Consider the following 23,575-nt stretch of genomic DNA (forward strand, 5'->3'; position numbering starts at 1 on the left):
GGATAACGCGCTGTTTTCTTTTCCATGGTCGAGCCAATTCTGCGGCCGAAGGAAAGGGGCAAATGAATTTGTCATTCCGGACGCGCTGATCGGCTTTCCTGGAGACACAGCCCCTCGGTGGAAACGGGAAGGTTCATCAGTGAACGCCTACATACAGACAGAAACTCTGGCTGTGCGGTCCGTCGACCTGTCCCTCGCATCCGGTGAAGTGATGGTGGCCGATGGAATCAAGGGGGAGGACCCGCAGGACTTCCCCCGGTCCGGAATCTCTCTGCTTCTGCGAGGAGAGCTGCGGCGTCGGGGCTTCCACGTGCGCACCGGCCCGCTGTGCGCCACGGGTACAGCAACTCCCGGTCATCCCGTACTTCACCTGGCCCGATGCACCCCGCCGGGGGCGGGGAAGCAGGTGCTCGGCGTGGTCACCGCCCCGGGTGACGAGACGGCGGCCGCTGCGGTGCGGGACGTGTTCGGACAACTGGAGGCCGCGTTCCGGCCGCGCACCGTGCTGCTCGCCTCACCCAGGTCGTTCTGCGCGGGTGTCGACCGTGCCATCGAGATAGTGGAACGGGTACTGGCCGACCGCGGCAGCCCCGTCTACGTCCGCAAGCAGATCGTGCACAACATCCACGTCGTACGGAGCCTGGAGCGACGGGGCGCCGTGTTCGTCGACGACCTCGACGAGGTGCCCGCCGGCGCGACCCTCGTGTTCTCCGCCCACGGTGTCTCCCCGGAGGTCCGCGAACACGCGGACGCACGCCGCCTCGACGTCATCGACGCGACCTGCCCCTTGGTCACGAAGGTCCACGCGGAGGCACGGCGGTTCGCCCAGCACGGCGACACCGTGGTCTTCATCGGGCACGCGGGCCACGAGGAGACGGAGGGAACCCTCGGAGAGGCACCGGACAGCATGGTGCTGGTGGAGAGCGTGGCCGACGTGGCGGCCCTGAGCGTCCCCGATCCGGACCGGGTCTCCTATCTGACCCAGACGACCCTGGCCGTCGACGAGACGGCCGGAATCGTGTCCGCACTGACGGAACGCTTTCCGGCACTACGGGCCCCCCGCTCGGAAGACATCTGCTACGCGACGACCAACCGGCAGGAAGCGCTGCGCGCCGTCGCGGCCGCCTCGGACCTGGTGCTCGTCGTGGGGTCGGTCAACTCGTCCAACTCACAACGCCTGGTGGAACTGAGCACTCGCCAGGGCACCACGGCCCAGCTGATCGACGACGCTTCGGAGATCGATCCCGCCCACCTCCGGGAGGCCGCAGTCGTAGGCCTCACCGCAGGGGCGTCGGCGCCGCCCGAACTGGTGGAAGAAGTGGTCGACGTGCTGGCCGGCCTCGGAGCAGTGACGGTGAAGGAGCGAGAAGTGACCCGAGAGAACGTGCATTTCGCACTGCCCAGGGCGGTGGGCGCCCGATGAGTGTGAAGACCCCCGAGCGGCGTTCGACCGCCCTGCTGGACACCATCGATTCCCCCGACGACCTGCGTGCCCTTCCCGCGGACCGGCTGGAGGAACTGGCCGAGGAGATCCGTACCTTCCTGATCGACACCGTCACCGGCACGGGCGGGCATCTCGGTCCCAATCTCGGCGTGGTGGAACTGACCCTCGCCCTGCACCGGGTCTTCGAATCGCCCCGCGACGTCATGCTTTTCGACACCGGACATCAGACGTACATCCACAAGCTGCTCACCGGGCGCCGGTCGGCCTTCGACAGGCTGCGGCAGAAGGACGGGATCTCCGGCTACCCCTCCCGGCGGGAGTCCGTCCACGACATCATCGAGAACTCCCACGCCTCCACGGCGCTGTCGTACGCGGACGGGCTCGCCAAGGCGCACGCGCTGGCCGGTACGCCGGAGCGGAGGGTCGTCGCCGTGGTCGGTGACGGTTCGCTCACCGGGGGAATGTCCTGGGAGGCGCTGAACAACATCGGCGCGGCCCCGGAGCGCCCGGTGACGGTCGTGCTCAACGACAACGGGCGGTCCTACGACCCGACCGTCGGTCTCTTCGGCCGAGTACCCGCCCACTCGGCAGGGCACACCAGCGGTGACCCGGGCGCCGACGCGGTGGCCGCCCTCTTCGTGTCCATCGGCCTCGACTACATCGGCCCGGTGGACGGCCACGACATCGAGGCGGTCGAAGCCGCTCTGCGCAAGGCGGATTCGGCACACAGGCCGACGGTCGTGCACTGCCGCACGGTCAAGGGGAAAGGCTATCCCCCGGCAGAGGCGGACGAGGCCGACCGCCTGCACGCCGTCGGAGTGGTCGACCGCGACACAGGCAGGCCGCACTACCGCACCGCACCCACCTGGACCACGGTCTTCGGCGACGAGATGAAGGACATCGGGGCCGAGCGCCAGGACATCGTGTGTCTCACCGCCGCCATGCTGCGGCCCACGGGTCTGCTGCCGTTCTCCGACGCGCACCCGGACCGGGTCTTCGACGTGGGCCTCGCCGAGCAGCACGCCGTCACCAGTGCGGCCGGGCTCGCGACCTCGGGCCTGCACCCGGTGGTGGCCGTCTACGCGACCTTCCTCAACCGTGCCTTCGACCAAGTCCTCATGGACGTGGCCCTGCACGGCCTCCCCGTCACCTTCGTCCTCGACCGTGCCGGTGTCACGGGCCCGGACGGAGCCAGCCACCACGGCCTGTGGGACTCATCGCTCCTCTCCCTCGTCCCCGGACTGCGCCTGGCCGCACCCCGCGATCCCGCACGGCTGCGGGAACTGCTGCGTGAGGCGGTGGCCGTCTCGGACGGACCGACGGCCATCCGCTTTCCGAAGGCGTCGGCGGGGCCGGACATCCCGTCCCTGGAACGGGTCGGTGCGACCGACGTACTGCACCGAGCAACGGGCAGTGAAGTCCTCGTCGTCGCCGCGGGGCCGCTCGCCCTCGACGCCCTGGAAGCCGCCCGCACACTGGGCGAACACGGCGTCGGCGTGACGGTGGCCGACCCGCGCTGGGTGTCACCGCTGGACCCGTCTCTCGTACGGATGGCACTGCGTCACCGGCTGGTCGTCACCGTCGAGGACAACATCGAAGTCGCCGGCCTGGGCAGCAGGGTGGCCCACGCACTGTCGGACATCCCCGGCGCACCGCGCAACTGCACACTCGCACTGCCCGCCGAGTTCGTCGCCCACGATTCCCGCGGCGCCATCCTGCGCAGCAAGGGACTGGACGGCTCCGCCATCGTGACCGCGGTACTCGACCGTCTCGGCGGCCACGGCACTCTCGACGAGGGGACAGACCGATGACCGGGACAGTCGCACTCCCGATTCCCACAGTGACACCCCGACTCCGCGCGCGGCGCGCCACCCGGCAGATCGTGGTCGGTCACGAGGAGCGAGCCGTGCCGGTGGGCGGCGGCGCACCCGTGTCCATCCAGTCCATGACGACCACGCTCACCGCCGACGTCAACGCGACGCTCCAACAGATCGCCGAGCTCACCGCGAGCGGCTGCCAGATCGTGAGGGTCGCCGTCCCGAGCCAGGACGACGCCGACGCGCTTCCCGCCATAGCCGCGAAATCGCCCATCCCCGTGATCGCCGACATCCACTTCCAGCCGAAATACGTCTTCGCCGCGATCGACGCCGGCTGTGCCGCGGTGCGTGTGAATCCCGGCAACATCCGCCGGTTCGACGACCGGGTCAAGGAGATCGCGCGAGCCGCGTCCGACGCCGCCGTGCCGATCAGGATCGGCGTCAACGCGGGCTCCCTGGACGATCGTCTGCTCCGGAAGTACGGCAAGGCCACCCCCGAGGCCCTCGTCGAGTCCGCGCTCTGGGAGTGCTCCCTCTTCGAGGAGCACGGTTTTCAGGACATCAAGATCTCCGTCAAGCACCACGACCCAGTGGTCATGATCAATGCGTATCGGCTGCTCTCCGAGAAGTGCGACTACCCACTGCACCTGGGCGTGACGGAAGCCGGCCCGGCCTTCCAGGGCACCGTCAAGTCGGCAGTGGCCTTCGGTGCGCTTCTGGCGGAGGGCATCGGCGACACCGTGCGGGTCTCGCTCTCGGCGCCGCCGGTGGAGGAGGTCAAGGTCGCCACGGCGATCCTCCAGTCACTCGGATTGAAGGAACGCCGGCTGGAGATCGTCTCCTGCCCCTCCTGCGGCCGTGCCCAGGTGGACGTCTACCGTCTCGCCGAACAGGTGACCGCCGCGCTGGACGGCTTCCCGTACCCGCTGCGGGTCGCGGTCATGGGCTGCGTCGTCAACGGTCCGGGCGAGGCGCGTGAGGCGGACATCGGTGTCGCGTCGGGTAACGGGAAGGGCCAGATCTTCGTGCGCGGAGAAGTGATCAAGACCGTGCCGGAGTCCCGCATCGTGGAGACCTTGGTGGAAGAGGCCATGAAGCTGGCCGAAGAGCTGCAGCTGACCGGTGAGGAGAAGTCGTCATGACAACAGCCACCGCCGTAGCGGGACCCCTCGACCTCGCCGCAGTCCGGCAGGCCGTCGACAGGACTCTGACCGAATTCCTGTCCGCCAAGGCGGAGTCCGCCGACTCCGCCGCGCTGCCCGAACTCATCGATGTGCTGAGCAGGTTCGTCACCGCCGGGGGCAAGCGACTGCGCCCCCTGCTCTGCGTGTGCGGCTGGTACGCGGCCGGTGGCGGTCCGGAAGCCGGTGTGGCGCTGCGCGCGGCCGCCTCGCTCGAACTCTTCCACGCCTTCGCTCTCATCCATGACGATGTGATGGACGGCTCCGACACCCGCCGGGGGCATCCCAGCGCTCACCGGGCCCTGGAGGCCACACGGGCAGGCGGGGACTGCGCGTCCACGGAGTGGTTCGGTGTGAGCGGCGCGATCCTCCTGGGTGATCTGGCGCTGGTGTGGTCGGACGAGATCCTCACCACCGCAGCCATGTCGGCGCAGCAGCACCAGGCGCTCCGCCCGGTCCTCGACGCGATGCGCAGCGAGGTGATGCTTGGTCAGTACCTGGATCTCCTCGGCACCGGCCAGGTGACCGGTGACCTCAAGGAGGCCATGGACGTCGTGCGGTACAAGACCGCCAAGTACACCATCGAGCGGCCGCTCCACGTGGGCGCCGTGCTGGCCGGCGGGCGGACGGCCGACCTGGAGGCGTGCAGCGCGTACGCCATTCCGGTCGGTGAGGCATTCCAGCTCCGGGACGACCTGCTGGGTGTCTTCGGTGATCCGCTGATCACCGGCAAGTCGGATCTCGACGATCTGCGCGAAGGCAAGCGCACGCCTCTGGTGGCCCTGGCCGTCCAGCGGGCCGACGAACGCCAGCTGTCCGTGCTGAAGGGCCTGCTGGGCAGGCAGGACCTCGATGCGGAGGGCGCCGCTTCCGTGCGGCGAGTACTGGAGGAGACCGGAGCCCGGCGGCGGGTCGAGGAGATGATCGCGAGCCGCTACGAGCAGGCCATGCGGGCGCTGGGCAGCGTGGGATTCCCGACCGCGGTCACGGCGGCACTCCAGGAGATCGCGCGAGCGGCGACGGCGAGGTCCTCGTGAGCGCCCCCCTCGGTCCGGCACGTCCGGCTCCGCTGTCCCGGCCGCTGGCGTCCGCGTGCCGCGCCGTCGTCAACGAGATACAGATCAGTTGCCGTTTCATCAGCAACGACGTGTGGACCACAGTGCTGCCGGCCACCGCGTTCGTCCTTGCGGCAGGACGCCACAGCGGACACTCCGGTGGTCGGATCGCCGTGGATTTCCTGTGTGGGGCGCTGTACTTCTGGCTCTACATCTACGGGTTCACCCTCACCAACCAGCTGTACGGGGTGGAGGAGGACCGCGTCAACAAACCCTTCCGGCCGCTGGTCACCGGCCGGTCCAGCTACCGCGGCGCACAACGCCGGGCCTTAGTAGTGCTGTTGCTCTTTCCGGTTGTCGCCTGGTGGTTCGGAGTCCTGTTCTGGGCCCTGGCATGGGAAGCGACGTATCTGCTGACCAATGTGGCGCGCTGGGAACGGCATTGGTTCCTGAAGAACCTCTCGATGGGTATCGGCGTGACGGTCCAGCTCGCTGCGGCCTGGTCGATCGTCACTCCGCTCACCCCGCTCGCCTGGCGATGGGTGATGACACTCGCCGTGTCCATCTGGCTGCTCATCCCGCTGCAGGACCTGCGTGACGTGAAGGGCGATCTGGTCAACGACCGCAAGACCTTCCCGATCGCTCTCGGCGAGCGGTTCACCCGCGTCTATCTGGCCACCGGCTTCGCACTGCTGCCAGTGGTCGTGCACCTGCTGCTGGTGGCTCCCGGCCGGTCGTCATGGGGGCTGCCGCTGGACGCGGTCCTCGCTGCCATCAGCTGGCTCGTGGCCGTGCGGGTCGTCACCCGACGGGCACCGGAGGAGGACCACGTGACCTACCGGAGGTTCGAGCAGTGGTACACGCTCGCGCTGATCACCGCGATCATCGTGCTGTGACGGCGGTGACCGTCAAGGGCGCCCGCCGGAGTCCCGCCGGGCCGGCGCAATACGGCGATGCCGGCCGCTGACCGGCTGGCTGCTCACACCCGGCGGGCCCCCGCCGCTTCATCGTCCCGTCCCATTCATGGAGATACTCATGACGTATGTCATCGCGCAGCCCTGCGCCGACGTGAAGGACAAGTCGTGCATAGAGGAATGCCCCGTCGACTGCATCTACGAGGGCGCCCGGTCGCTGTACATCCATCCGGACGAGTGCGTTGACTGCGGTGCCTGTGAGCCGGTCTGCCCGGTCGAGGCCATCTTCTACGAGGACGACGTCCCGGAGGAGTGGAAGGACTACTCCGGAGCGAATGTGGAATTCTTCCAGGACCTCGGTTCACCGGGCGGCGCCGCCGTGCTCGGACTGATCGACCGCGACCCCCCGTTGGTGGTGCAGCTTCCCGCCAGGACGTGAGATTCATGCGGATGAGGGGCGGGAGCAGCAAGCTCGTGACGCACTACCGCACGCCATCTCGGCCTCGGCGAAGCCGGGGATGATCAGCCCGCGGCAGTTCGCCGACGCCGGCGGGCCCGGGACGTCCTTCGCGATCCAGGAACCGGAGAACGAGGAAGCCTTCAGCGCGCGCATGGAGTACGCCGCGGGGTCAGGCATGAGCGAGGCGGTCAAGGCGCTGAGCAGGCCCTCCCGCACCACCAGCCTGCGCGAGATCGGCTGAGAGCCGGCGGGGCGGCCCCACGCAGGCTCCCCGGGAGAGCCTCAGCCGAACCGTTCGTGGTCGGCCAACACCGCTCCGACCACGCGCAGTTCCTGCGCGGTGCGGGCCGGGTCCGTACCGACGCTCTTCGTCAGGTTCAGCAGCGACTTCCACAGCGACCACCCGCGGGCCCGTGCCCAGGTGCCGGCGTCCTGGCCGACGGCCTGCCGGAACGCCTCCCGGCTCTCCCCGGAGAACAGCCCCCACGCGATCACCAGATCGCAGGCCGGGTCACCGACCCCCGAGGTGCCGAAGTCGATGACGGCCGTCAGCTCCCCGTCGGCGACGAGCAGGTTGCCGGAGGCGATGTCGCCGTGGAACCACACCGGCTCCCCGCGCCAGGGTGCGGCGAGCGCCGCCTCCCAGACCGCGCGGGCCCGCCCGGTGTCCACGTGGCCCTCCAACGCGGCGAGGCAGCGCCGGGTCTCCGCGTCGTAGTGGCCGGGCGAGGCGCCCCGGTACCAGCTGTGCTCCCCGGCGAGCGGCCCGTCGGACGCGTCGCAGCGCTGGAGGGCGAGGATGAAGTCCGCCACGGCGCGCGCGAACCGCGGAACGTCGTCGATGCGGTCGAGGGCCGCCGTCTCACCGCGCAGCCAGCGGCGGACCGACCACGGATACGGATAGCCCTCGCCCGGATCGCCCAGGGCGAGCACCGGGGGAACGGAGACCGGAAGCGAGGGCGCCAGCCTCGGCAGCCAGTGGTGCTCCTTCGTCACGGCGGGGACGTAACCGGCGGCCGTGGGCAGGCGCACGGTCATCGCGTCGCCCAGGCGGTACGTCCGGTTGTCCCAGCCGTCCACCGCCACGGGCGTCACCGGGAGGCCGCTCCACCGGGGGAACTGGGCGTCGATCAGGCGCTTCACGAGCGCGGCGTCGATTCCGGCGCGGCCGTCGGGGTGGGGGGATGCCATCCGGCGATCATCGCGCCGGTGTCCGGGCAGCGCAACGAGATATCGGCGGCACGCCGGGGCCGCCCTCGCTGAGGGCGGCCGACCGTTTCGCACAGGCCGGGACTTCGTGAGGGTTGGCTTTCAACTCCCCTGGTGAGTAGGTCACTCACTTGGGTGACGTGATGCTTGGGACGACTCCGTGCACTATCTCCGGACATATGCTCCTGGCAATAACGACCTTGTGCTCGGGGGCACGTGGGCACGCACATCACCACAGGTCACCGCGTATCAGTACAGATCGATACAGATCGCCGCACTCGCAGGAGTCCCGCATGGTCAGTTCGCCCCATGAGGCGATGCACCGCATCTTCCAGGAGAACCCGGGCCTGTTCTCCCGTGTCTCGGAGGTACTGGGAATCACGATCCCCCCGCCGGTCTCGGTCACCGTGATGCCTACCGACCTGACCGAGAACCGCCCCGTCGAACGCCGTGTGGACACCCTGTTACGCCTGGACACGGAGAACGACGAGCCGCTTCTCCTGGCCGTCGAGGCCCAGGGCAGGAAGGACCCCGACAAGCCGGCGAGCTGGGCCTACTACCTGTCCTACCTGTACACGAATTACCGGCTCCCGCCGCTGCTGCTAGTCGTCTGCCAGGACCGTGCGACTGCGGAATGGGCCTCTTGCCCGGTCCCCATCGGGCCCCGTCAGTGGCCTTCGCTCACTCTGCGTCCGCTCGTCGCGGGCCCGCACAACATGCCGGTGATCACGAGTGTTGCCGAGGCCCGCAAGGACTTGGCGCTCACCACGCTGGCGGCCATCACACATGCCGCCGATCCGGACATCGGTGCCATACTGAAGACGCTCTGCACCGCTCTCCGGGACGTACCGGAAACCATCGCCGATCCCCTTGTCGAACTCACCGCACAAGGCCTGGGCAACCGCCCGGCCGCACAACAGTGGAGGAACCTGGTGGCCGTGGACCTCTCTTTCTACAAGTCCTTCATGGCAGAGGAGATCCGGGACGAGGGCCGGACGGAAGGCCGTACGGAGGGCATCGCCCAGAGCATCCTTCTCCTCCTCGCGCAGGCGGGCATCGACGTACCGGACGAGGTGCGCGAACGGATCACCACCTGTGGTGATCGGGACGCCCTGAACCGCTGGCTTCTGCGCGCCCCCACCGCCGGGGCGGCCGAGGACGTCTTCGGCGGCGAGTAGGCGGCCGCCCGCCCGGCGTCGTCGACCGGCAGGCCGAGCGGAGCCGCCTGGACAGCCGGTGCCGGGCCCGTCGACGGGGCGCCCGACAGGACGGCCCCGCAGCGAACGCGTTGCGGGGCCGTCGTGCGGGCCGCCTCAGCGCCCCGCAGCGAACCCCACGAACGCGGACCAGGCCGCGGGCCCGATGACCAGCGCGGGGCCGGCGGGGGTCTTGCTGTCGCGTACGGGGACGAGGCCGGGGAAGGTGTCCGACACCTCGACGCAGTTGTTGGCTCCGCCGTCGCTGTAGCTGGACTTGCGCCAAATGGCGGTGGAGAGGTCGGGGGTACGGCTCATGATCTGTGCTCCTCCAGGACACCCCTGATGAACGCGGTGGACTCCGACGGGGGCAGCGCCAGATCCCGGAGCCGATCGTAGGACAGCCGGTAGCGCGTCACGGCAGCCGGATCCTCGATCAACTCGGCGCATCCGTTGCCTTCCGTGTAGGCAACGGCGGACGTGTCGTCCTGCCACAGCAATGTCAGGGAGCCGTCCATCAAGTGGTGTGCTCCGACGGCGAAGGGGAGGACCTGTAGGGCCATGGAGGTCACCTCGCTCATGTCGAGGAGGTGCGCCAGCTGCTCGTCCCACGCCTTGGCGTCAGTGACCGGCCGCCGGAGCGCGTACTCGTCCATGATGATCCGTACGGACGGAGCCGGCTTGCGGTGCAGCAGCTGCTGGCGGCCCATGCGGGCTATCACCTGCTCCTCCACCAACTCGCCCTCGGTGTCGGTCTCCTGGGCACCGGACAGCAAAGCCCGCGCCACCTCCTCCGTCTGGAACAGACCCGGGATGCCGAGGGTGAACAGGTGCATGATGCGAGCCGTCGGCTCCAGCCGCATGAACTCCTTGTACCGGTCCTTGAAGACCTCCTTGCGCGCCACCTTCCAGAGCTGCACCAGCAGCCCCCCGGAGTCGTAGAACCGGTCCAGGTCCTCCATCACCGCGAGCTTGGAGAGGCGCTGGCTCACCTCCAGGCGGTAGAGGTAGCTCTTGTCGTAGCGGGTCTCCTCGGCGAGCTGCCCGAGCGACCGGCCCGACTTCTCCCGTAAGTAGCGCAGTGCCCGGCCGAGCGCTGCCCGGCCCGACTCCTCGTCCGTGGTGCCGGGTTCGTCCATCTGGCGCCCTCCGTTGTCCAGTGCGCGGGCAAGCGTGTGTCCCTGTCCGAGCGTACGGCGCGGGCGTAATCATCGGGTCACGATCCGTCATCGTCACCCGGTGGTGGGACGCCCCGTGCCCCCGCCGCCCCGTGCCCCCGCCCGTCAGGAGCAGTCATGTCTTCCGGTCTTCCTCCCCGTCTCCTTCCCTGGCTCTCCCCGGAGGGCAATCCGTGCTGGCTCAGTACCGACGATCCCGACAGCCGGATGTCGCGGCTGGCCGATGACATGGAGGACGAGCAGATCGAGTGCGGCGAGCAGGTGTGGGCCGGTTCGCGGGCCGTGCTGGCGGACCGGGCGGCGGGGGAGTGGGCGGTGCGGTCCGCGCTCGCCCGGACTTCGGAGTCGCTCGGGGACGTGCTGCGGATCGCGCACAGCAGGGGGCTCCGGATGGGTCGGGAATCCCCGGAGAATGCCGCGCAAAACTGAACCGAACCGCCACTTCGTACATACTGTTCCGCCCCATTGACCACAGGGTCATTCGATTACAGTGCTTCGCAGTCACCAAGTGGTTACGGCGCGGTCGCACTTGGGCGGAACCCGTCATACGCAGGCGGAACCGGTCGTATCCGGCGGTACGAGGGGGAGGGGCACGGTGAGCACAGGGACCACGGCTGTCTGGGGCCGTGCCGAGCAGCAGGACTTCCGCAGCCGGGTACGTGGCGCGCTGCTCGGCGGCGCCATCGGTGACGCGCTCGGCGCGGGCGTCAGCGGGCTCTCGCTGGAGGAGATCCGCGAGGCGCACGGCGCCGACGCCGTCACCGACTTCGTTCCCGCGCACGGCGGACGCGGCCTCGTCACCTCCGTCACGCAGCTCAACCTGTTCACCGTGGACGGGCTGATCCGCGCCCAGGTCCGCCGCGACATCGGCGCCTGGCACCCGCCCACCGATGTGCACCAGGCGCATCTGCGGTGGGCCGCGACGCAGCACGACTGGGGGCCCGACGAACGCCGCAAGGACAACGGCTGGCTTGCCGGGCAGGAGTGGCTCTACGCCCGCCGCTCGCCCACCCGGGAGTGCCTCAACGGGCTTGGCGACACCGTCATGGGCACCCTCGAACAGCCCAAGAACCCCGCAGCGCACGACTCGGCGGCGCTCACCCGCTCCGCCCCGTTCGGGCTGCTGGTCGGCTGGGAGCCGGAGCTCGTCCTCCAACTGGCCGTCGAGTGCGCCGCGCAGACCCACGGCCACCCCGTCGCCCTGCTCTCCGCAGGCGCCCTCGCCGTGATGGTGCACGGGCTGGCGCGCGGCGAGACGCTGGACGGTTCCGTGCAGCAGGCCCTCGCCCTGCTCGCCGAGCGTCCGGGCCACGAACCCGTCACCGGGGCGCTCCAGCAGGCGCTCGGTACCGTGCGCCAGGGGATACCCGGGCCCGCCCTCATAGAGTCCCTCGGCGCCACGGACTCCGCCGAGGACGTGCTCGCCGTGGCGGTGTACTGCGCGCTGGTGGGCGAGGACGTCCGGCACGGCCTGCGGCTGGCCGTGAACCACGGCGGGCCGTCGTCGGCGACCGGGACCCTGTGCGGGGCGCTGCTCGGCGCGCTGCACGGCGAGACCGCGCTGCCGCCGGCCTGGCTCGCCGAGCTGGAGGGCCGGGCGACGCTGCTCGAACTCGCCGACGACTTCGCGATGGAGATGACCCAGGGCGCCGCCCTGCACAGCCCGGTGGCCGTCGCGGCCGGCTGGCTGGCCCGCTACCCGCGCGGCTGAGGGCCGAAGGGGGCCGGCGGAGCGCGAAGAAGGGGTGCGGGGCGGGTTACGGCACGCCGCCGCATCCCGTAACCCACCCCGCACCCCCGTTCCGTAGAACCGTGCGGGTCAGTCCTTCGCGCCGTTCGCGCCGGTTCCGCCCCGCACGTTCTTCGTCTCCTCGGCGAGCGCCACGTCCTGCGGGCCGCCCTGTGCCGGCACGGCCGCGCCGATACCCGTGCCGTCGCCGTCCGTGTTGATCATCTCGATGACCGCGTCGCGCTCCGGAGTGTCCTCGGGCTTGATGAAGCCGATGACGATGTAGAGCACCAGCGAGATCGCCAGCGGCAGCGCCACCTGGTACTGCAGCGCCACGTCCGTCTTCGTCGAACCGTCGAGGTTGTAGTTGGTGAAGAAGAAGGCCAGCAGACCGGCCGCCCAGCTGACGAGTGCTGCCGTCGGTCCGGACTTACGGAACCGGCGCAGCAGGCCCAGCATGAACGGGATCGCGATCGGCCCCATCAGACCGGCGACCCACTTGATGACGACGGAGATGATGTCCTTGAACGTGGGCGAGTTGATCTGTGTCGCCAGCGCCATCGACAGGCCCAGGAAGCCCAGCGTGGAGAGCCGGGCCGCCAGCAGGCCCGCGCGGGCGCTCCAGGTGCGGGCGGCCTTGGAGAAGACCGGGGCGATGTCGCGGGTGAAGACCGCCGCGATGGCGTTGGCGTCCGAGGAGCACATGGCCATCGTGTGCGAGAAGAACCCGACGACGACCAGACCCAGCAGCCCGTGCGGCAGCAGCTGCTCGGTCATCAGCGCGTAGCTGTCGGAGGCGTCCGGCTTCTGTGCGTGGACCAGCAGCGGTGCGCACCACATCGGGAAGAACAGGACCGTCGGCCAGACCAGCCACAGGATGGCGGAGAGCCGCGCCGAGCGGGTCGCGGAGGCTGCGGAGTCGGTGGCCATGTAGCGCTGGGCCTGGTTCCACATGCCGCCGTTGTACTCGAAGGTCTTGATGAACAGGTACGCCAGCAGGAAGGTCACGGTGTACGGACCGGCCGTCGGGTCCGTGTGGCCCTCGGGCAGCTTGTCCCAGACCGTCCACAGCGTGCTGAAGCCGTCCAGTTTGCTCATCGCGGTGACCAGCATCGCGACACCGGCGAACAGCTGGATGATGAACTGGCCCAGCTCGGTGAGCGCGTCGGCCCACAGGCCGCCGACCGTGCAGTAGACGGCCGTGATGATGCCGGTGATGAAGATGCCCTGGGTGAGGGTGATGCCGGTGAAGACGGAGAGCAGGGTGGCGATGGCCGCCCACTTGGCGCCGACGTCCACGATCTTCAGCAGCAGACCGGACCAGGCGAGCGCCTGCTGGGTCTGGATGTTGTAGCGGTTCTTGAGGTACTCGAGCGGTGAGGCGACGTGCAGCCGCGAGCGCAGCCGGTTGAGGCGGGGCGCGAAGAGCTTGGCGCCGATGCCGATGCCGATGGCGATCGGCAGGGACCACGTCACGAAGGACGTGACGCCGTACTGGTAGGCGATACCGGCGTAGCCGGTGAACATCACCGCGCTGTAGCCGGACATGTGGTGCGAGATGCCGGACAGCCACCACGGCATCTTGCCGCCGGCCGTGAAGAAGTCGCTGACGTTGTCGACACGCTTGTGGGACCAGAGCCCGATCGCGATCATCACGCCGAAGTAGCCGATGAGCACGACCCAGTCGAGACTGTTCATGTGCCCCCTCCTGGGGTCCGCCTTGTGAACGAGTACGCACTTCGTCAGCACGGCCGTTCAGCGGGGCCCCCGTGCGGGAGCGGGGACATCGGGGATTGAACCGTCTGTCCGGGCTCCCGGTCAAGGTCTCCGGCGATCAGGGATGTGAACGCGGATCAGTAAGGCGAACGATTTTACGTGTTCTTGACTCGCGGGGGCGTTGTAGCGAACGTGACGGCGGCCACACCATGAGCAGGCACTTCGTCAGGCTGTGCAGACAACGAGGACACGTCCAGGAACGCCGAAGAACGCAGAGAGACCGCACGGGATGCGGGTCCCGTGCGGCCGAGAAGGAGGAGAACTGACGCTGCCCGGCTTCCTGTTCCCCCTGTCGAGGCGTCGGTATGCCGGCGCGTGGGCGCGTCAGCGCATGAGCTCACCGGCGTTGACCAGCAGGGACTGCCCGGTGATCGCCCGCGCCCGGTCGGAGGCCAGGAACACCGCGGCCTCCGCCACGTCGCCGTCCGTGGCCAGCTCCGGAAGCGCCATGCGCTTGGAGAGCCTCCCCAGCACCTCGGCCTCGGGCACCCCCTCGGTGCGGGCGGTGAGCTGTACGTAGGCCTGTACCGGCGGCCCCCACATCCAGCCCGGCAGCACCGTGTTGACCCGGATCCGGTGCGGGCCGAACTCCCGGGCCATGGAGTACATCGCGGAGGTCAGCGCGCCCTTGGAGGCCGCGTACGCCGCCTGCCGTACCTGGGACGGCGCGGCCACCGCCGACTGCGTGCCGATGACGACGACCGATCCGCCGCGCTCCCTCAGGGCGGGCAGGCAGGCGCGTGTCATCCGCAGGGTGCCGAGCAGATTGACGTCGATGACCGACTTCCAGGTGTCCAGGTCGGCGTCCTCCACCCCGCCGAAGTAGCTGTCCCAGGCGGCGACATGGACCACCGCGTCGATCCGCCCGAACCGCTCGACGGCCAGCGCCGCGAGCGCCTCGCACTGCGCCTCGTCGGTGATGTCGGTGGGCAGGTACGCGGTGTGCAGCCCCTCGGGATCGATCTCGGCGGCCGACTTGGCGAGGTTGGCCCCGGTGCGCGCCCCCAGGACCGCGTTGCCGCCGTCCCGCACGACGGTGGCCGCGATCCGGTGCCCGAGCCCGGCGCCCACTCCGGAAACGATGACGGTCTTCCCCGTGAGCAACATCGGTGCCTCCCGGCCCTGGCAGTTCTTCTGACGGGGCGTCAGAGTAGGTGGCTCCGGCGGAGTACGGAAGGGGAACGGCATGAGCGAGGAAGCACGGGACGAGGCAGTGGACAGGGCGGCGGGCGGCGCGGCGCGGGACGGCGGGACGCGGAGCGACACCTACGCCGAACTGGCCGCGCTGGGACCGTACGGGGTCCGCCCCGGCCACGCGCTGATCACCATGGTGGAACCGCACCCGGGCCACGAGTACGCGTACAACCGCTGGTACGAGGACGACCACTACTACGCGGGCGCGATGGCGATGCCCTGGATGGCCGCCGGACGGCGCTGGGTGGCCACCCGGGAGCTCCAGGCGCTGCGGTACCCGGAGAAGTCCGCGATCGCGACACCGGTCGGCGCCGGCTGCTACCTGTCCACGTACTGGGTGACGGAGGGGCGCTACGACGACCACATGAAGTGGACCGTCGGGATCAACAAGCGGCTGAACCGGGACGGCCGGGTCTACCAGGACCGCACCCACGTCTTCACGGCGTTCCAGGACCACGAGGCGACGGTCTACCGGGACGGCGCTGCGGGCCCCCGTGACTTCCACGCCCTTGACCACCCCTACAGCGGGCTCGTCCTGGAGGTGATCGATGCGGAAGGGCCTTTGCAGCGGGCCGAGTTGCTGGAGTGGCTGCGCTCACGGCACCTGCCGAAGCTGCTGAGCGGATCGCCCGCGGCGATGGTGACGGTGTTCCGCCCCACCCCGTTGCCGGGCGACCGGATGACGTATGTGAAGCAGGTCGAGGGCGTCGACACCAGGCTGACCCTGCTCTGGTTCCTCCAGGAGGACCCGCGGCAGTGCTGGGACGAACACTTCACCGGACTCGACGCGGCGGTCGCGGAATCAGGACTGGGGCGGGTGGAGCTGGTGGCACCCTTCATCCCGACCGTGCCGGGCACGGACCGTTACGTCGATCAGCTGCGCTGACGCCTGTGGGGCGGCCCGTGGGTGCGCCGCACTGCGGCGGCCTCGCGGTGAGCCCCCTCGGCCAGGACGGCGAACCGGGCGAGAGGGCTACCCACAGCACCTGGTCGGGTGCTGCGACAAGGCGTGGGAAATCATCGGTCAGGCGTCGAGGGCGCCCTTGGCGACATCGCGCACGAACGCGTTCCAGGCACCGGGGACGAAACCGATCGAAGGGCCCTCGGGCACCTTCGAGTCACGTACGGCAATCTCGCGCACGAGAGGGGACCTGACTTCGACGCAGGCGCCGTTGCCCCCGGAATACGACGACTTCGTCCACTTATCCGTAGCACCCTGACGAATGGCCATGTTCACTCCGGTTCAAAGAGTTGTGTGAGTGGCGCCAACGGTGTTCAGCTGGCGTGATCGACGCTACTCGCCAAGCTCCTTGTGTGAAGGGGCCATTCACTCGACCGGATGGCATATACCATGCGGGTCTTCCATTACGAGGCGGCGGCGGTGTACCGTGCCGCCGCCCACTCGTAACATCGCTTCTTTTCTCTCATTACGGACTACGTGGGCCGGTCGGCTCAATCGCCCGTCCGGCCTGGATTCACTCCGAGTTCAACCGGGTGTAGCCCTTCGCGATCCCGTCGATGAAAATCCGGGTCTGCTCCACATTCAGGGCCTGTGCCCGCAGGTGCTCGTACATGACGCTGTACCGCTGGACGTCGTTCGCCTTCTCCAGGTAGAGGTCGCTGGTGACTCCCTCGATGTAGACGACGCTGGAATCCGCGGCGTCCGGGAATTCCAGGATGGCGTACTGCCCGTTGATCCCGGGGTGGGCGCCCATCTCGAACGGCAGTACCTGGACGGTCACATGAGGCAGGTGCGACAGCTCGACCAGGCGCTCCAGCTGCTCGATCATCACCTGTTTGTCGCCGACCAGCCGGCGCAGCGCCGACTCGTCGATCACCGCCCACATCCGCAGCGGGTGCTCGGGGGCGTTGATCCGGTCCTGGCGTCGCGAGCGGACGCTCACGCGCTTGTCGATATCGGTCTGCGGCGCCTCCGGCAGCGCGCCCTTGATCAGGGCCTCGGCGTACTGCCGGGTCTGCAGCAGGCCCGGGATCACCTGGGGTTCGTACACCCGCAGTGACTCGGCGTCCGTCTCCAGACCGATGTACACGCTGTACGGGATGTCGCCGAAGGCGTGCCACCAGCCCTGCTGGCGGGAGTCCTTGGCCATCTGCATGAGCGAGTCGACGATCCGGAGGTCCTCGACCTCGTACACCCCGCAGAGATCGCGGACATCGCGCTGGCTGATGGAACGGCGGCCGTTCTCCAGGCGGCTGATCTTCGACTGCGATACGAGGAGCCGCTCCGCGACCTCCTCGGCGGTCATGCCCTTGATCTCGCGCAGGCGGCGCAATTCCTGACCCAACCGGCGTCGTCTGACGGTGGGATTGACGTTGGACGGCACGGAAACGGCACCTCCGGCTATGTAGCTGTGCGTATCTACTGCTCAGCAGATTGCCACCCTCGCCCCCGGCCGCGCTGGAAAACGCCCACACGCAGCGGCGCGGGGCAGCCGGTGGTACCGGCTGCCCCGCGCTTGGTGCGGCTCCCGAACCGGGTCTTTGGGGACGACGGTGCGGCGGTATTCGGTTGTTGCGGTGCTGCAGTGCTGCGGTGACGCCGTGGTGCGGTGCTGCTGTGCGGGTGCTGCGTCGGCGCTCGTGCCGCCCTAGTGGGCCGCTGTGTGCGCCATGCTGTCGCGACGTGACTGCGACTGGGCTTGCGGTTGCAACGGCACGCCGGCCGCCTGGTTGCGGCGCGGTTGTGCGACCGCCCCGTTCTGGACATCCATGACGGCATGCGCCACGAGGCCGCCCATCGGGTCGTGTCTGATCAGGTCCCGGAGCCGGGAGCGCGATGAGCGCCCCTCGTTCCCGGGGTACAGGTGCTTGCCGAGTCCGACCGCGTGGGCCAGTGCGGCGAGCGCCGCGGTCCGCGGGTCCGGCGGTACGCCGGTGCGGATCGCGCTGTCCAGCCGGGCCTTGATGTCCCGGCTTATTGCCGTGTCCGTCGCCTGGTAGCGAGTTGTCGGCAGCACTCCGCACATCTGGCCCGCCACGGCATGCACCATGCCGCACCGCTCCAGATGGGCGAGGTAGATCTGGCGAAGCCCCAGTCGGGGTCCGCCTATCCAGTGGACGGCCCGAACCGGGCTGCCGCGTCTGCGCAGCAGTTCCAGTGCGGAGTCCAGAGTCGGATCTCCTGTCGGCCGTGGCATCACCACGGCGATACGATCCCCGTCAGGGGCTATCCGTCCTGCCAGAGCCAGCTCTACTAGCTGTGCTCCGGCGAGGCCGAGGTCGAGCGACTGCGGCTGCGCTGTGGTACCCGTGGTCGGGTCCAGAGCGAGCAGCAGAAGCTCCTCCGGAATTGTTCTGCGGCTCCTGCCCATCCATGCCTCCCCGCGTGGATGAGTGACAGGGTGACCCCTCTCACATCTGTCTGTCGAGGGTGCCTGGGTGCTTTGTACTGGAACCAGTAGGTATGTCGTTCTCGTCTAGCAGCTCAGCCGAGGGTTCACACGGGACACTGGTAGATGGTTCGGACAGCGCGGGGATGTCCCCGTGCCGCATGGAGGAGGCATCGGTGGCGGGCGAGTCCCCCGACAAGTCGGAGCAGCAGAAGTCGTCGGGAACGGCTCGGAGCGAGCACGATCCGCGGCTCTCGGTGTTCCGCGAACCCGCCTCACCGGCGGAGTCCGGCGGCAGGACGGACACGGCGACGGCCGTCTTCGGTACGCAGCGGTCCGAGTCGGCGGCCGACGGTGAGCCTGCGGCCGGGTCCGCAGCCGCCGCGGCGGAGACCCCTGAAGGCCCTCAGAGCCCGGTGAAGGCCCCTGGGGCCGCGTCGGACGCCCCGGAGGAGTCCGGGGAGCCCCGGGAGCCCGCAGGGCCCGCGGAGGGCGAGGAGCCCGCTGGGGCGGCGGACGCGGCGGAGGCCGATGCGGCGGATCCGGCGGAGGCGCCGGAGAGCGCGGCGGCCGAGGCCGACGGCGACGCGGCCGAGCCCGAGGAGGGCGATGTGCGGCTGCGCGCTGCCGTGGCCGCCTGGGTGTCGACGGACGGCGAGGCGCAGGACGGGGACGACGGGGACGCCGGCGGCGAGAAGCCTGCGGCGGAATCCGGGAAGCCGTCCGATGAGCCGGCCGAGCCGTCGGCCGACGAGCCGGCCGGGCGGTCCGACGCGACCGCGGAGAGCGAAGCCAGGGTGCCTCGGACCCGTGAGGAGTCCGACGAGAACTCCAGCTCAGGGGCCGACGAGGGCTCCGGGCCGGATTCCGGGCCGGATTCTGGGGCGAAGTCCGAGGAAAGCTCTGAGCCGAAGCCGGACGCGGACTCTGAGCCGAAGCCGGACGCGAACGCAGACACTGACCCGGACACGAAGCCGGACGGTGCAGAATCCGACGCGAAGTCCGGCGCGAAGTCCAAGGCAGTCCCGGAGCCGGAGCCTGAGCCTGAGCTGGGAGAAGACTCCGGCAGCGGCTCCGAAGGCGACTCGGACAGCGGCTCCGGCGCGGCGCCCGACGGAGATGTCGACGGAGACGTCGACGGCCCGGCCGCCGCGAAGACCGGCATCGACCAGGCGACCGCCGTGTTCAAGGCGCCGAAGCTGCCACGCGTCGACCAGCCGACGACGGCGCTGAAGATCACCCCGCCGTCGGCCGGGAAGCCGAAGCCCGGGACCGGAGGCGGGACCGGGTCCGAGCCCGAGTCCGCAGCCGAGCGGACCAGCAAGTTCGTACCGCTGCGGGCCGACGACGTACGGCAGGCCCCCGCGCCGCGCGCCCCCGAGACCCCTGCCCCGGCGTCGGGACCGGGCCGGTCCGAGAGCGGGACCGGCCCCGCGTGGGCCGCCCAGCTGCCGCCCGACGCGTCACTCAGCGGCGCCGAGCGGACCCGGCAGCAGCCGATGCCGCCCAGGCCGCCGCTCGACCTGCTGGCCGAGCTGACGAACACCCCGCCGCCGCCGGAGACCCCGGTGCGCACCGCGGTGCGGCGGGTCAAGATCTGGACGCCGCTGGTCCTCCTGCTGCTGATCGCGTTTGCAATCGTGCAGATGGTGCGTCCGCTGCCCGACCCCTCGCTCACGCTGTCGGCGAAGCCGACGTACACCTTCGACGGCGCTCAGCCGTCCCTGCCGTGGCCCGACCAGGGCCAGGGCTACATGGCGGCGACCGGCCTCGGCAAGGTCGGCTCGTTCGGCAAGCAGAAGCCGGTGCCGATCGCGAGTGTCGCCAAGGCGATGACCGCGTACCTCGTGCTCAAGGACCACCCGCTGAAGCGCGGTGAGAAGGGTCCGGGCATCCCGGTCGACGCCAAGGCGGAGTCGGACGGCAAGCTCTCCAGCGAGGGCGAGTCCACCCTGGACACGGTGAAGAAGGGCGACGTGCTCTCCGAGCGCGACGCGCTCGCCGCTCTCATGATCCCGTCGGCGAACAACATCGCCCGGCTGCTGGCGCGCTGGGACGCGGGATCGGAGAAGGCGTTCGTCGAGAAGATGAACGCGACCGCGGACGAGCTGGGCATGACGAACACCACCTACACCGACCCCTCCGGGCTCACGGCCTCGACCGTGAGCACCGCCGAGGACCTGGTGAAGCTGGGGGAGAAGCTCGTCGAGTTCCCGGCGCTGATGGACATCACCAAGCTGCCGGAGTGGAAGGACCCGTCGGGCAAGACCTGGCGGAACTACAACACGCTCGTGCCCTACGACAACGCCCTGGGCATCAAGACCGGCTCCACCACCAAGGCGGGCGGCAACCTGCTCTTCGCCGCGCACAAGATGGTCGACGGCACGGACCAGCTCATCGTCGGGGCGGTGCTCGGGCAGTACGACAGCGACTCGATCATCGACGCGGTGAACGCGGCCAGCAAGAAGGTCATGCTGGCCACGCTGGACCTGCTGGAGGGCGCCAAGATCGTCAAGAAGGGTGATGTCGTCGGCACGGTCGACGACGGTATGGGCGGCACCGTCCCCGTCGTCGCGACCAAGGACGTGAAGGCGGTCGGCTGGTCGGGTCTCACGATCAAGCTCGAAATCACCGACGACGGCAGGACCATCCCGCACTCGGCGGCAGCCGGTACGCACGTCGGCACCCTCACCGTGGGTGAGGGTGCGAGCCAGGTGCAGGTGGCGGTCGCGCTCCAGAGCGACCTGACGGAACCGGGGGCCGGCGAGAAGCTGACCAGGATCGGCTGACCGGCTCCAGCAGGAGCTGACCGGTTCCGGCAGGAGCTGACCAGCGGTTCCACCGGCCGGACAGCGTCCGAAAAGGCGGAACACGGGGTGGGTGAGGGGCGCCCGAAACGGCGCCCCTTCCCCCGCTCGCGTACGTGTTAGCGTCCCGGAACAACCCGAGGACGCGGGGACGGCGTCTGCACAGGTGAACGGCGAACGGTGCACTGCGCATGAAGCCCGGACGGGGCCCGGTGACGGGGCTCGGGGAGACAGGGAGAGCCGTAGTGACCACCGCGGAGCCGAAGTCCGGCCGCGAGGTGGCCGACAGCAGAGGCGCGAGGGGAAGCGACACCAGCATGCGGATCGAAGTGCCTGCCCCGCGTGCCTCCGAGCCCGATGTCGGCGCACCCGTACAGAACCGCACCATGAAGTGGCTGCGGCACCCGGTGACCATCGCGACGGCGGCTGCGGCTGTCACGCACGTTCTCTGGTTCTTCTTCTTCGCGAACAGCGGCGGCGACATCGCGGCCCAGGACGCCTGGGCCGAGTTCGTCGGCCGGCACCCCGGTACCGCGTACAACCTGGCCTGGTACGGGGGGATGCACCCCGTCTCGTACAGCGTCGTGTCGCCGTACCTGATGTCGGTGCTCGGTGTCCGTACGACGATGATGATCGTCGGTACGGTCTCGGCGGCGCTGACCGCGCTGATCCTGGTCAGGGTGCGGGCGGTCCGCAATCCCATCGCGTGCTCGCTGGCCGGCGTCTTCGCGTACCTGTGCAACGCGCTGTCGGGCCGGGTGACGTTCGGCCTCGGCATGATGTTCGCGCTCGGCGCGGTGGCGGCGGTGTTCTGCTGGCCGTACCGCTGGCGGTACAAGCGGTGGGCGAAGGCGGCCGTGGCCGCTCCGCTCGCCGGGCTCGCGACCGCCGGCAGCCCGGTGGCGGGGCTCTTCCTCGGCGTGGTCGCCGCCGCCCTGTTCCTGAACAAACGCCGCCCGGGGGCGTATGCGCTGGGACTGGCACCGGTCGTGGTGGTGGCGCTGTCGGCGTGGCTGTTCCCGTTCTCCGGTACGCAGCCGATGTCGATCGCGACGCTGTCACTGCCGTTCGTCTTCGCGGTCCTGGTCTTCTTCCTCGTACCGCGCGACTGGAAGACGGTACGGACGGCGGCCGCGGTGTACGGCATCGGGACGCTGCTGACGTACGTCGTGGACTCGCAGATCGGCTCGAACGTGTCGCGGATGGCGATGCTGTTCGCCGGTGTGGTGCTGCTGGCCGCGCTGCCGTACGCGGAGCCGCGCTCCCGGCGGTGGTACGCGCTGGTCCTCGCGTTCGCCGGGCTCAACTTCTGGATCGGGTTCAAGGGTGTGGACGACGTCGTCCGGACCGCGCCGACCGCGTCCTGGACGCGGTCGCTGGCTCCGCTGGTCAACGAGTTGCAGAAGGTCGATGCCGAGCGCGGCCGCGTCGAGGTGATCCCACCGAGCAGCCACCGGGAGGCGTCCGCGCTGGCCCCGGTGGTGAACCTGGCCCGCGGCTGGAACCGTCAGGCCGACATGGAGCGCAACCCGCTCTTCTACGACGACACCCTGAACTCCGTCAACTACCGGCAGTGGCTCGACCGCTGGGCCGTGCACTACGTGGTGCTCCCTCAGGGTTCCCCCGACTCCAGCGGTGCGGTGCAGGAGACGGAGCTGGTCAGCAAGGGGCTGCCGTACCTGAAGCCGATCTGGTCCAACTCCGACTGGCGGCTCTACTCGGTGGACAGCCCGGTGCCGCTGGCCGATCCGCCGGCGACGGTGGACGAGGCCGGCGCGGGGGAGCTGACCATCCATGTGAAGGAGCCGGGCCGGGTACTGATCCGCATCCCGTACTCGCGCTGGCTCGCCCTGCTCGACGAGGAGGGCCGCAGTGTGAAGCGCCCCCAGGAGACCGAGGAGTCCAAGCAGCGTGAGGACCAGGACATCCCCAAGGACTTCGTCAACACGAACGGCTGCCTGATCAAGCTGGAGGAGGACCAGTACGGCGACGAGTGGACGGAACTGCTCGCCCCGCACGCAGGCGTGTACCGGCTCGGCGCCCCGTACCAGCTGTCGCCGGGCACACCGTGCCCGGACGAACTGCGCTGACGACCGGGGCAGGTTCCGCGCAGAGGCGCGGGGACCGGCCGGACCGATTCCGACGATCCCTCCCCTGCGGAGACGACGGAGACGACGGAGACGGCGAAGACGCCGCGCTGGGGTCGTGTGAGGGGCCGGTGCCCAGCGGTTGTCCGCCGGGCACCGGCCCTTCCGTCACCCGCCC

General features: G+C 69.6%; 21 protein-coding genes. 13 read left to right on the forward strand and 8 right to left on the reverse strand.

The genetic code is table 11. The features are described from left to right. The first annotated feature begins 415 nt into the window (after positions 1-415). The 7 genes from ispH (at position 416) to EDD93_RS13925 (ending at position 7,112) form a co-directional block, all read left to right on the forward strand. Positions 416-1,423: a 4-hydroxy-3-methylbut-2-enyl diphosphate reductase gene (gene ispH, locus EDD93_RS13895; protein ID WP_260255727.1), complete on the forward strand. Its 1,008-nt coding sequence runs from the start codon at positions 416-418 to the stop codon at positions 1,421-1,423. After that, complete coding sequence (locus EDD93_RS13900) at positions 1,420-3,255, forward strand: 1-deoxy-D-xylulose-5-phosphate synthase (protein ID WP_123525449.1); 1,836 nt, start codon at positions 1,420-1,422, stop codon at positions 3,253-3,255. Before ispH ends, EDD93_RS13900 begins: the two co-directional genes overlap by 4 nt. Next, entirely contained in the window at positions 3,252-4,403 is a 1,152-nt protein-coding gene (ispG, locus tag EDD93_RS13905; protein WP_123525450.1) for a flavodoxin-dependent (E)-4-hydroxy-3-methylbut-2-enyl-diphosphate synthase, read from the forward strand. The genes EDD93_RS13900 and ispG overlap by 4 nt, the downstream gene beginning before the upstream one ends. Continuing rightward, on the forward strand, positions 4,400-5,479 hold the full coding sequence (locus EDD93_RS13910; RefSeq protein ID WP_123525451.1) for a polyprenyl synthetase family protein: 1,080 nt from the start codon (positions 4,400-4,402) through the stop codon (positions 5,477-5,479). Before ispG ends, EDD93_RS13910 begins: the two co-directional genes overlap by 4 nt. Then, a complete protein-coding gene (locus EDD93_RS13915) occupies positions 5,476-6,393 on the forward strand; it encodes a UbiA family prenyltransferase (protein WP_260255728.1) in 918 nt (305 codons plus the stop codon). Before EDD93_RS13910 ends, EDD93_RS13915 begins: the two co-directional genes overlap by 4 nt. A gap of 139 nt (positions 6,394-6,532) precedes the next feature. After that, positions 6,533-6,850 carry a ferredoxin gene (fdxA, locus tag EDD93_RS13920; protein WP_123525452.1) on the forward strand — a complete coding sequence of 106 codons (318 nt, stop codon included), beginning with the start codon at positions 6,533-6,535 and terminating at the stop codon, positions 6,848-6,850. 79 nt (positions 6,851-6,929) lie between these two features. After that, positions 6,930-7,112 carry a hypothetical protein gene (locus EDD93_RS13925; protein ID WP_221217312.1) on the forward strand — a complete coding sequence of 61 codons (183 nt, stop codon included), beginning with the start codon at positions 6,930-6,932 and terminating at the stop codon, positions 7,110-7,112. 41 nt (positions 7,113-7,153) lie between these two features. Here EDD93_RS13925 and EDD93_RS13930 read toward each other — a convergent pair whose 3' ends face one another. Next, positions 7,154-8,062, reverse strand: a complete 909-nt coding sequence (locus EDD93_RS13930) for an aminoglycoside phosphotransferase family protein (RefSeq protein ID WP_123525454.1) — start codon at positions 8,060-8,062, stop codon at positions 7,154-7,156. 311 nt (positions 8,063-8,373) lie between these two features. On the opposite strand from EDD93_RS13930, the gene EDD93_RS13935 reads away from it, so the two are divergent. Further along, positions 8,374-9,258 carry a hypothetical protein gene (locus EDD93_RS13935; RefSeq protein ID WP_123525455.1) on the forward strand — a complete coding sequence of 295 codons (885 nt, stop codon included), beginning with the start codon at positions 8,374-8,376 and terminating at the stop codon, positions 9,256-9,258. 135 nt (positions 9,259-9,393) lie between these two features. Here EDD93_RS13935 and EDD93_RS13940 read toward each other — a convergent pair whose 3' ends face one another. Together EDD93_RS13940 and EDD93_RS13945 are read right to left on the reverse strand one after the other, a co-directional pair. Continuing rightward, on the reverse strand, positions 9,394-9,594 hold the full coding sequence (locus tag EDD93_RS13940; protein WP_123525456.1) for a DUF397 domain-containing protein: 201 nt from the start codon (positions 9,592-9,594) through the stop codon (positions 9,394-9,396). After that, positions 9,591-10,415 (reverse strand): helix-turn-helix transcriptional regulator, encoded by an 825-nt coding sequence (locus EDD93_RS13945; protein WP_123525457.1) that lies wholly within the window; start codon positions 10,413-10,415, stop codon positions 9,591-9,593. The genes EDD93_RS13940 and EDD93_RS13945 overlap by 4 nt, the downstream gene beginning before the upstream one ends. Before the next feature lie 156 nt (positions 10,416-10,571). On the opposite strand from EDD93_RS13945, the gene EDD93_RS13950 reads away from it, so the two are divergent. Beyond that, positions 10,572-10,883 (forward strand): hypothetical protein, encoded by a 312-nt coding sequence (locus EDD93_RS13950; protein ID WP_123525458.1) that lies wholly within the window; start codon positions 10,572-10,574, stop codon positions 10,881-10,883. 166 nt (positions 10,884-11,049) lie between these two features. Continuing rightward, positions 11,050-12,165 (forward strand): ADP-ribosylglycohydrolase family protein, encoded by a 1,116-nt coding sequence (locus tag EDD93_RS13955; RefSeq protein WP_123525459.1) that lies wholly within the window; start codon positions 11,050-11,052, stop codon positions 12,163-12,165. Positions 12,166-12,273: 108 nt separating this feature from the next. On the opposite strand, the gene EDD93_RS13960 is transcribed toward EDD93_RS13955, so the two are convergent. Further along, on the reverse strand, positions 12,274-13,881 hold the full coding sequence (locus tag EDD93_RS13960; RefSeq protein ID WP_123525460.1) for a sodium:solute symporter family protein: 1,608 nt from the start codon (positions 13,879-13,881) through the stop codon (positions 12,274-12,276). A gap of 402 nt (positions 13,882-14,283) precedes the next feature. Then, positions 14,284-15,066 carry an SDR family oxidoreductase gene (locus EDD93_RS13965; protein ID WP_123525461.1) on the reverse strand — a complete coding sequence of 261 codons (783 nt, stop codon included), beginning with the start codon at positions 15,064-15,066 and terminating at the stop codon, positions 14,284-14,286. Between the two features lie 79 nt (positions 15,067-15,145). On the opposite strand from EDD93_RS13965, the gene EDD93_RS13970 reads away from it, so the two are divergent. Beyond that, positions 15,146-16,039: a hypothetical protein gene (locus EDD93_RS13970; RefSeq protein ID WP_260255729.1), complete on the forward strand. Its 894-nt coding sequence runs from the start codon at positions 15,146-15,148 to the stop codon at positions 16,037-16,039. Positions 16,040-16,177: 138 nt separating this feature from the next. Here the strand turns inward: EDD93_RS13970 and EDD93_RS13975 are convergent, their stop codons facing one another. The 3 genes from EDD93_RS13975 to EDD93_RS13985 all read right to left on the reverse strand — a co-directional run bounded on the left by EDD93_RS13975 (position 16,178) and on the right by EDD93_RS13985 (position 18,485). Further along, a complete protein-coding gene (locus EDD93_RS13975) occupies positions 16,178-16,384 on the reverse strand; it encodes a DUF397 domain-containing protein (protein WP_123525462.1) in 207 nt (68 codons plus the stop codon). A gap of 244 nt (positions 16,385-16,628) precedes the next feature. Then, a complete protein-coding gene (locus EDD93_RS13980) occupies positions 16,629-17,498 on the reverse strand; it encodes a helix-turn-helix transcriptional regulator (protein WP_123525463.1) in 870 nt (289 codons plus the stop codon). 264 nt (positions 17,499-17,762) lie between these two features. After that, positions 17,763-18,485 (reverse strand): GPP34 family phosphoprotein, encoded by a 723-nt coding sequence (locus EDD93_RS13985; RefSeq protein ID WP_024491270.1) that lies wholly within the window; start codon positions 18,483-18,485, stop codon positions 17,763-17,765. Between the two features lie 179 nt (positions 18,486-18,664). On the opposite strand from EDD93_RS13985, the gene EDD93_RS13990 reads away from it, so the two are divergent. After that, on the forward strand, positions 18,665-21,292 hold the full coding sequence (locus EDD93_RS13990) for a D-alanyl-D-alanine carboxypeptidase (RefSeq protein ID WP_260255730.1): 2,628 nt from the start codon (positions 18,665-18,667) through the stop codon (positions 21,290-21,292). Between the two features lie 263 nt (positions 21,293-21,555). Then, on the forward strand, positions 21,556-23,400 hold the full coding sequence (locus EDD93_RS13995; protein WP_123525464.1) for an MFS transporter: 1,845 nt from the start codon (positions 21,556-21,558) through the stop codon (positions 23,398-23,400). Positions 23,401-23,575: the final 175 nt, after the last annotated feature.

It is taken from the genome of Streptomyces sp. 840.1, from assembly GCF_003751445.1.
Classification (GTDB): Bacteria; Actinomycetota; Actinomycetes; order Streptomycetales; family Streptomycetaceae; genus Streptomyces.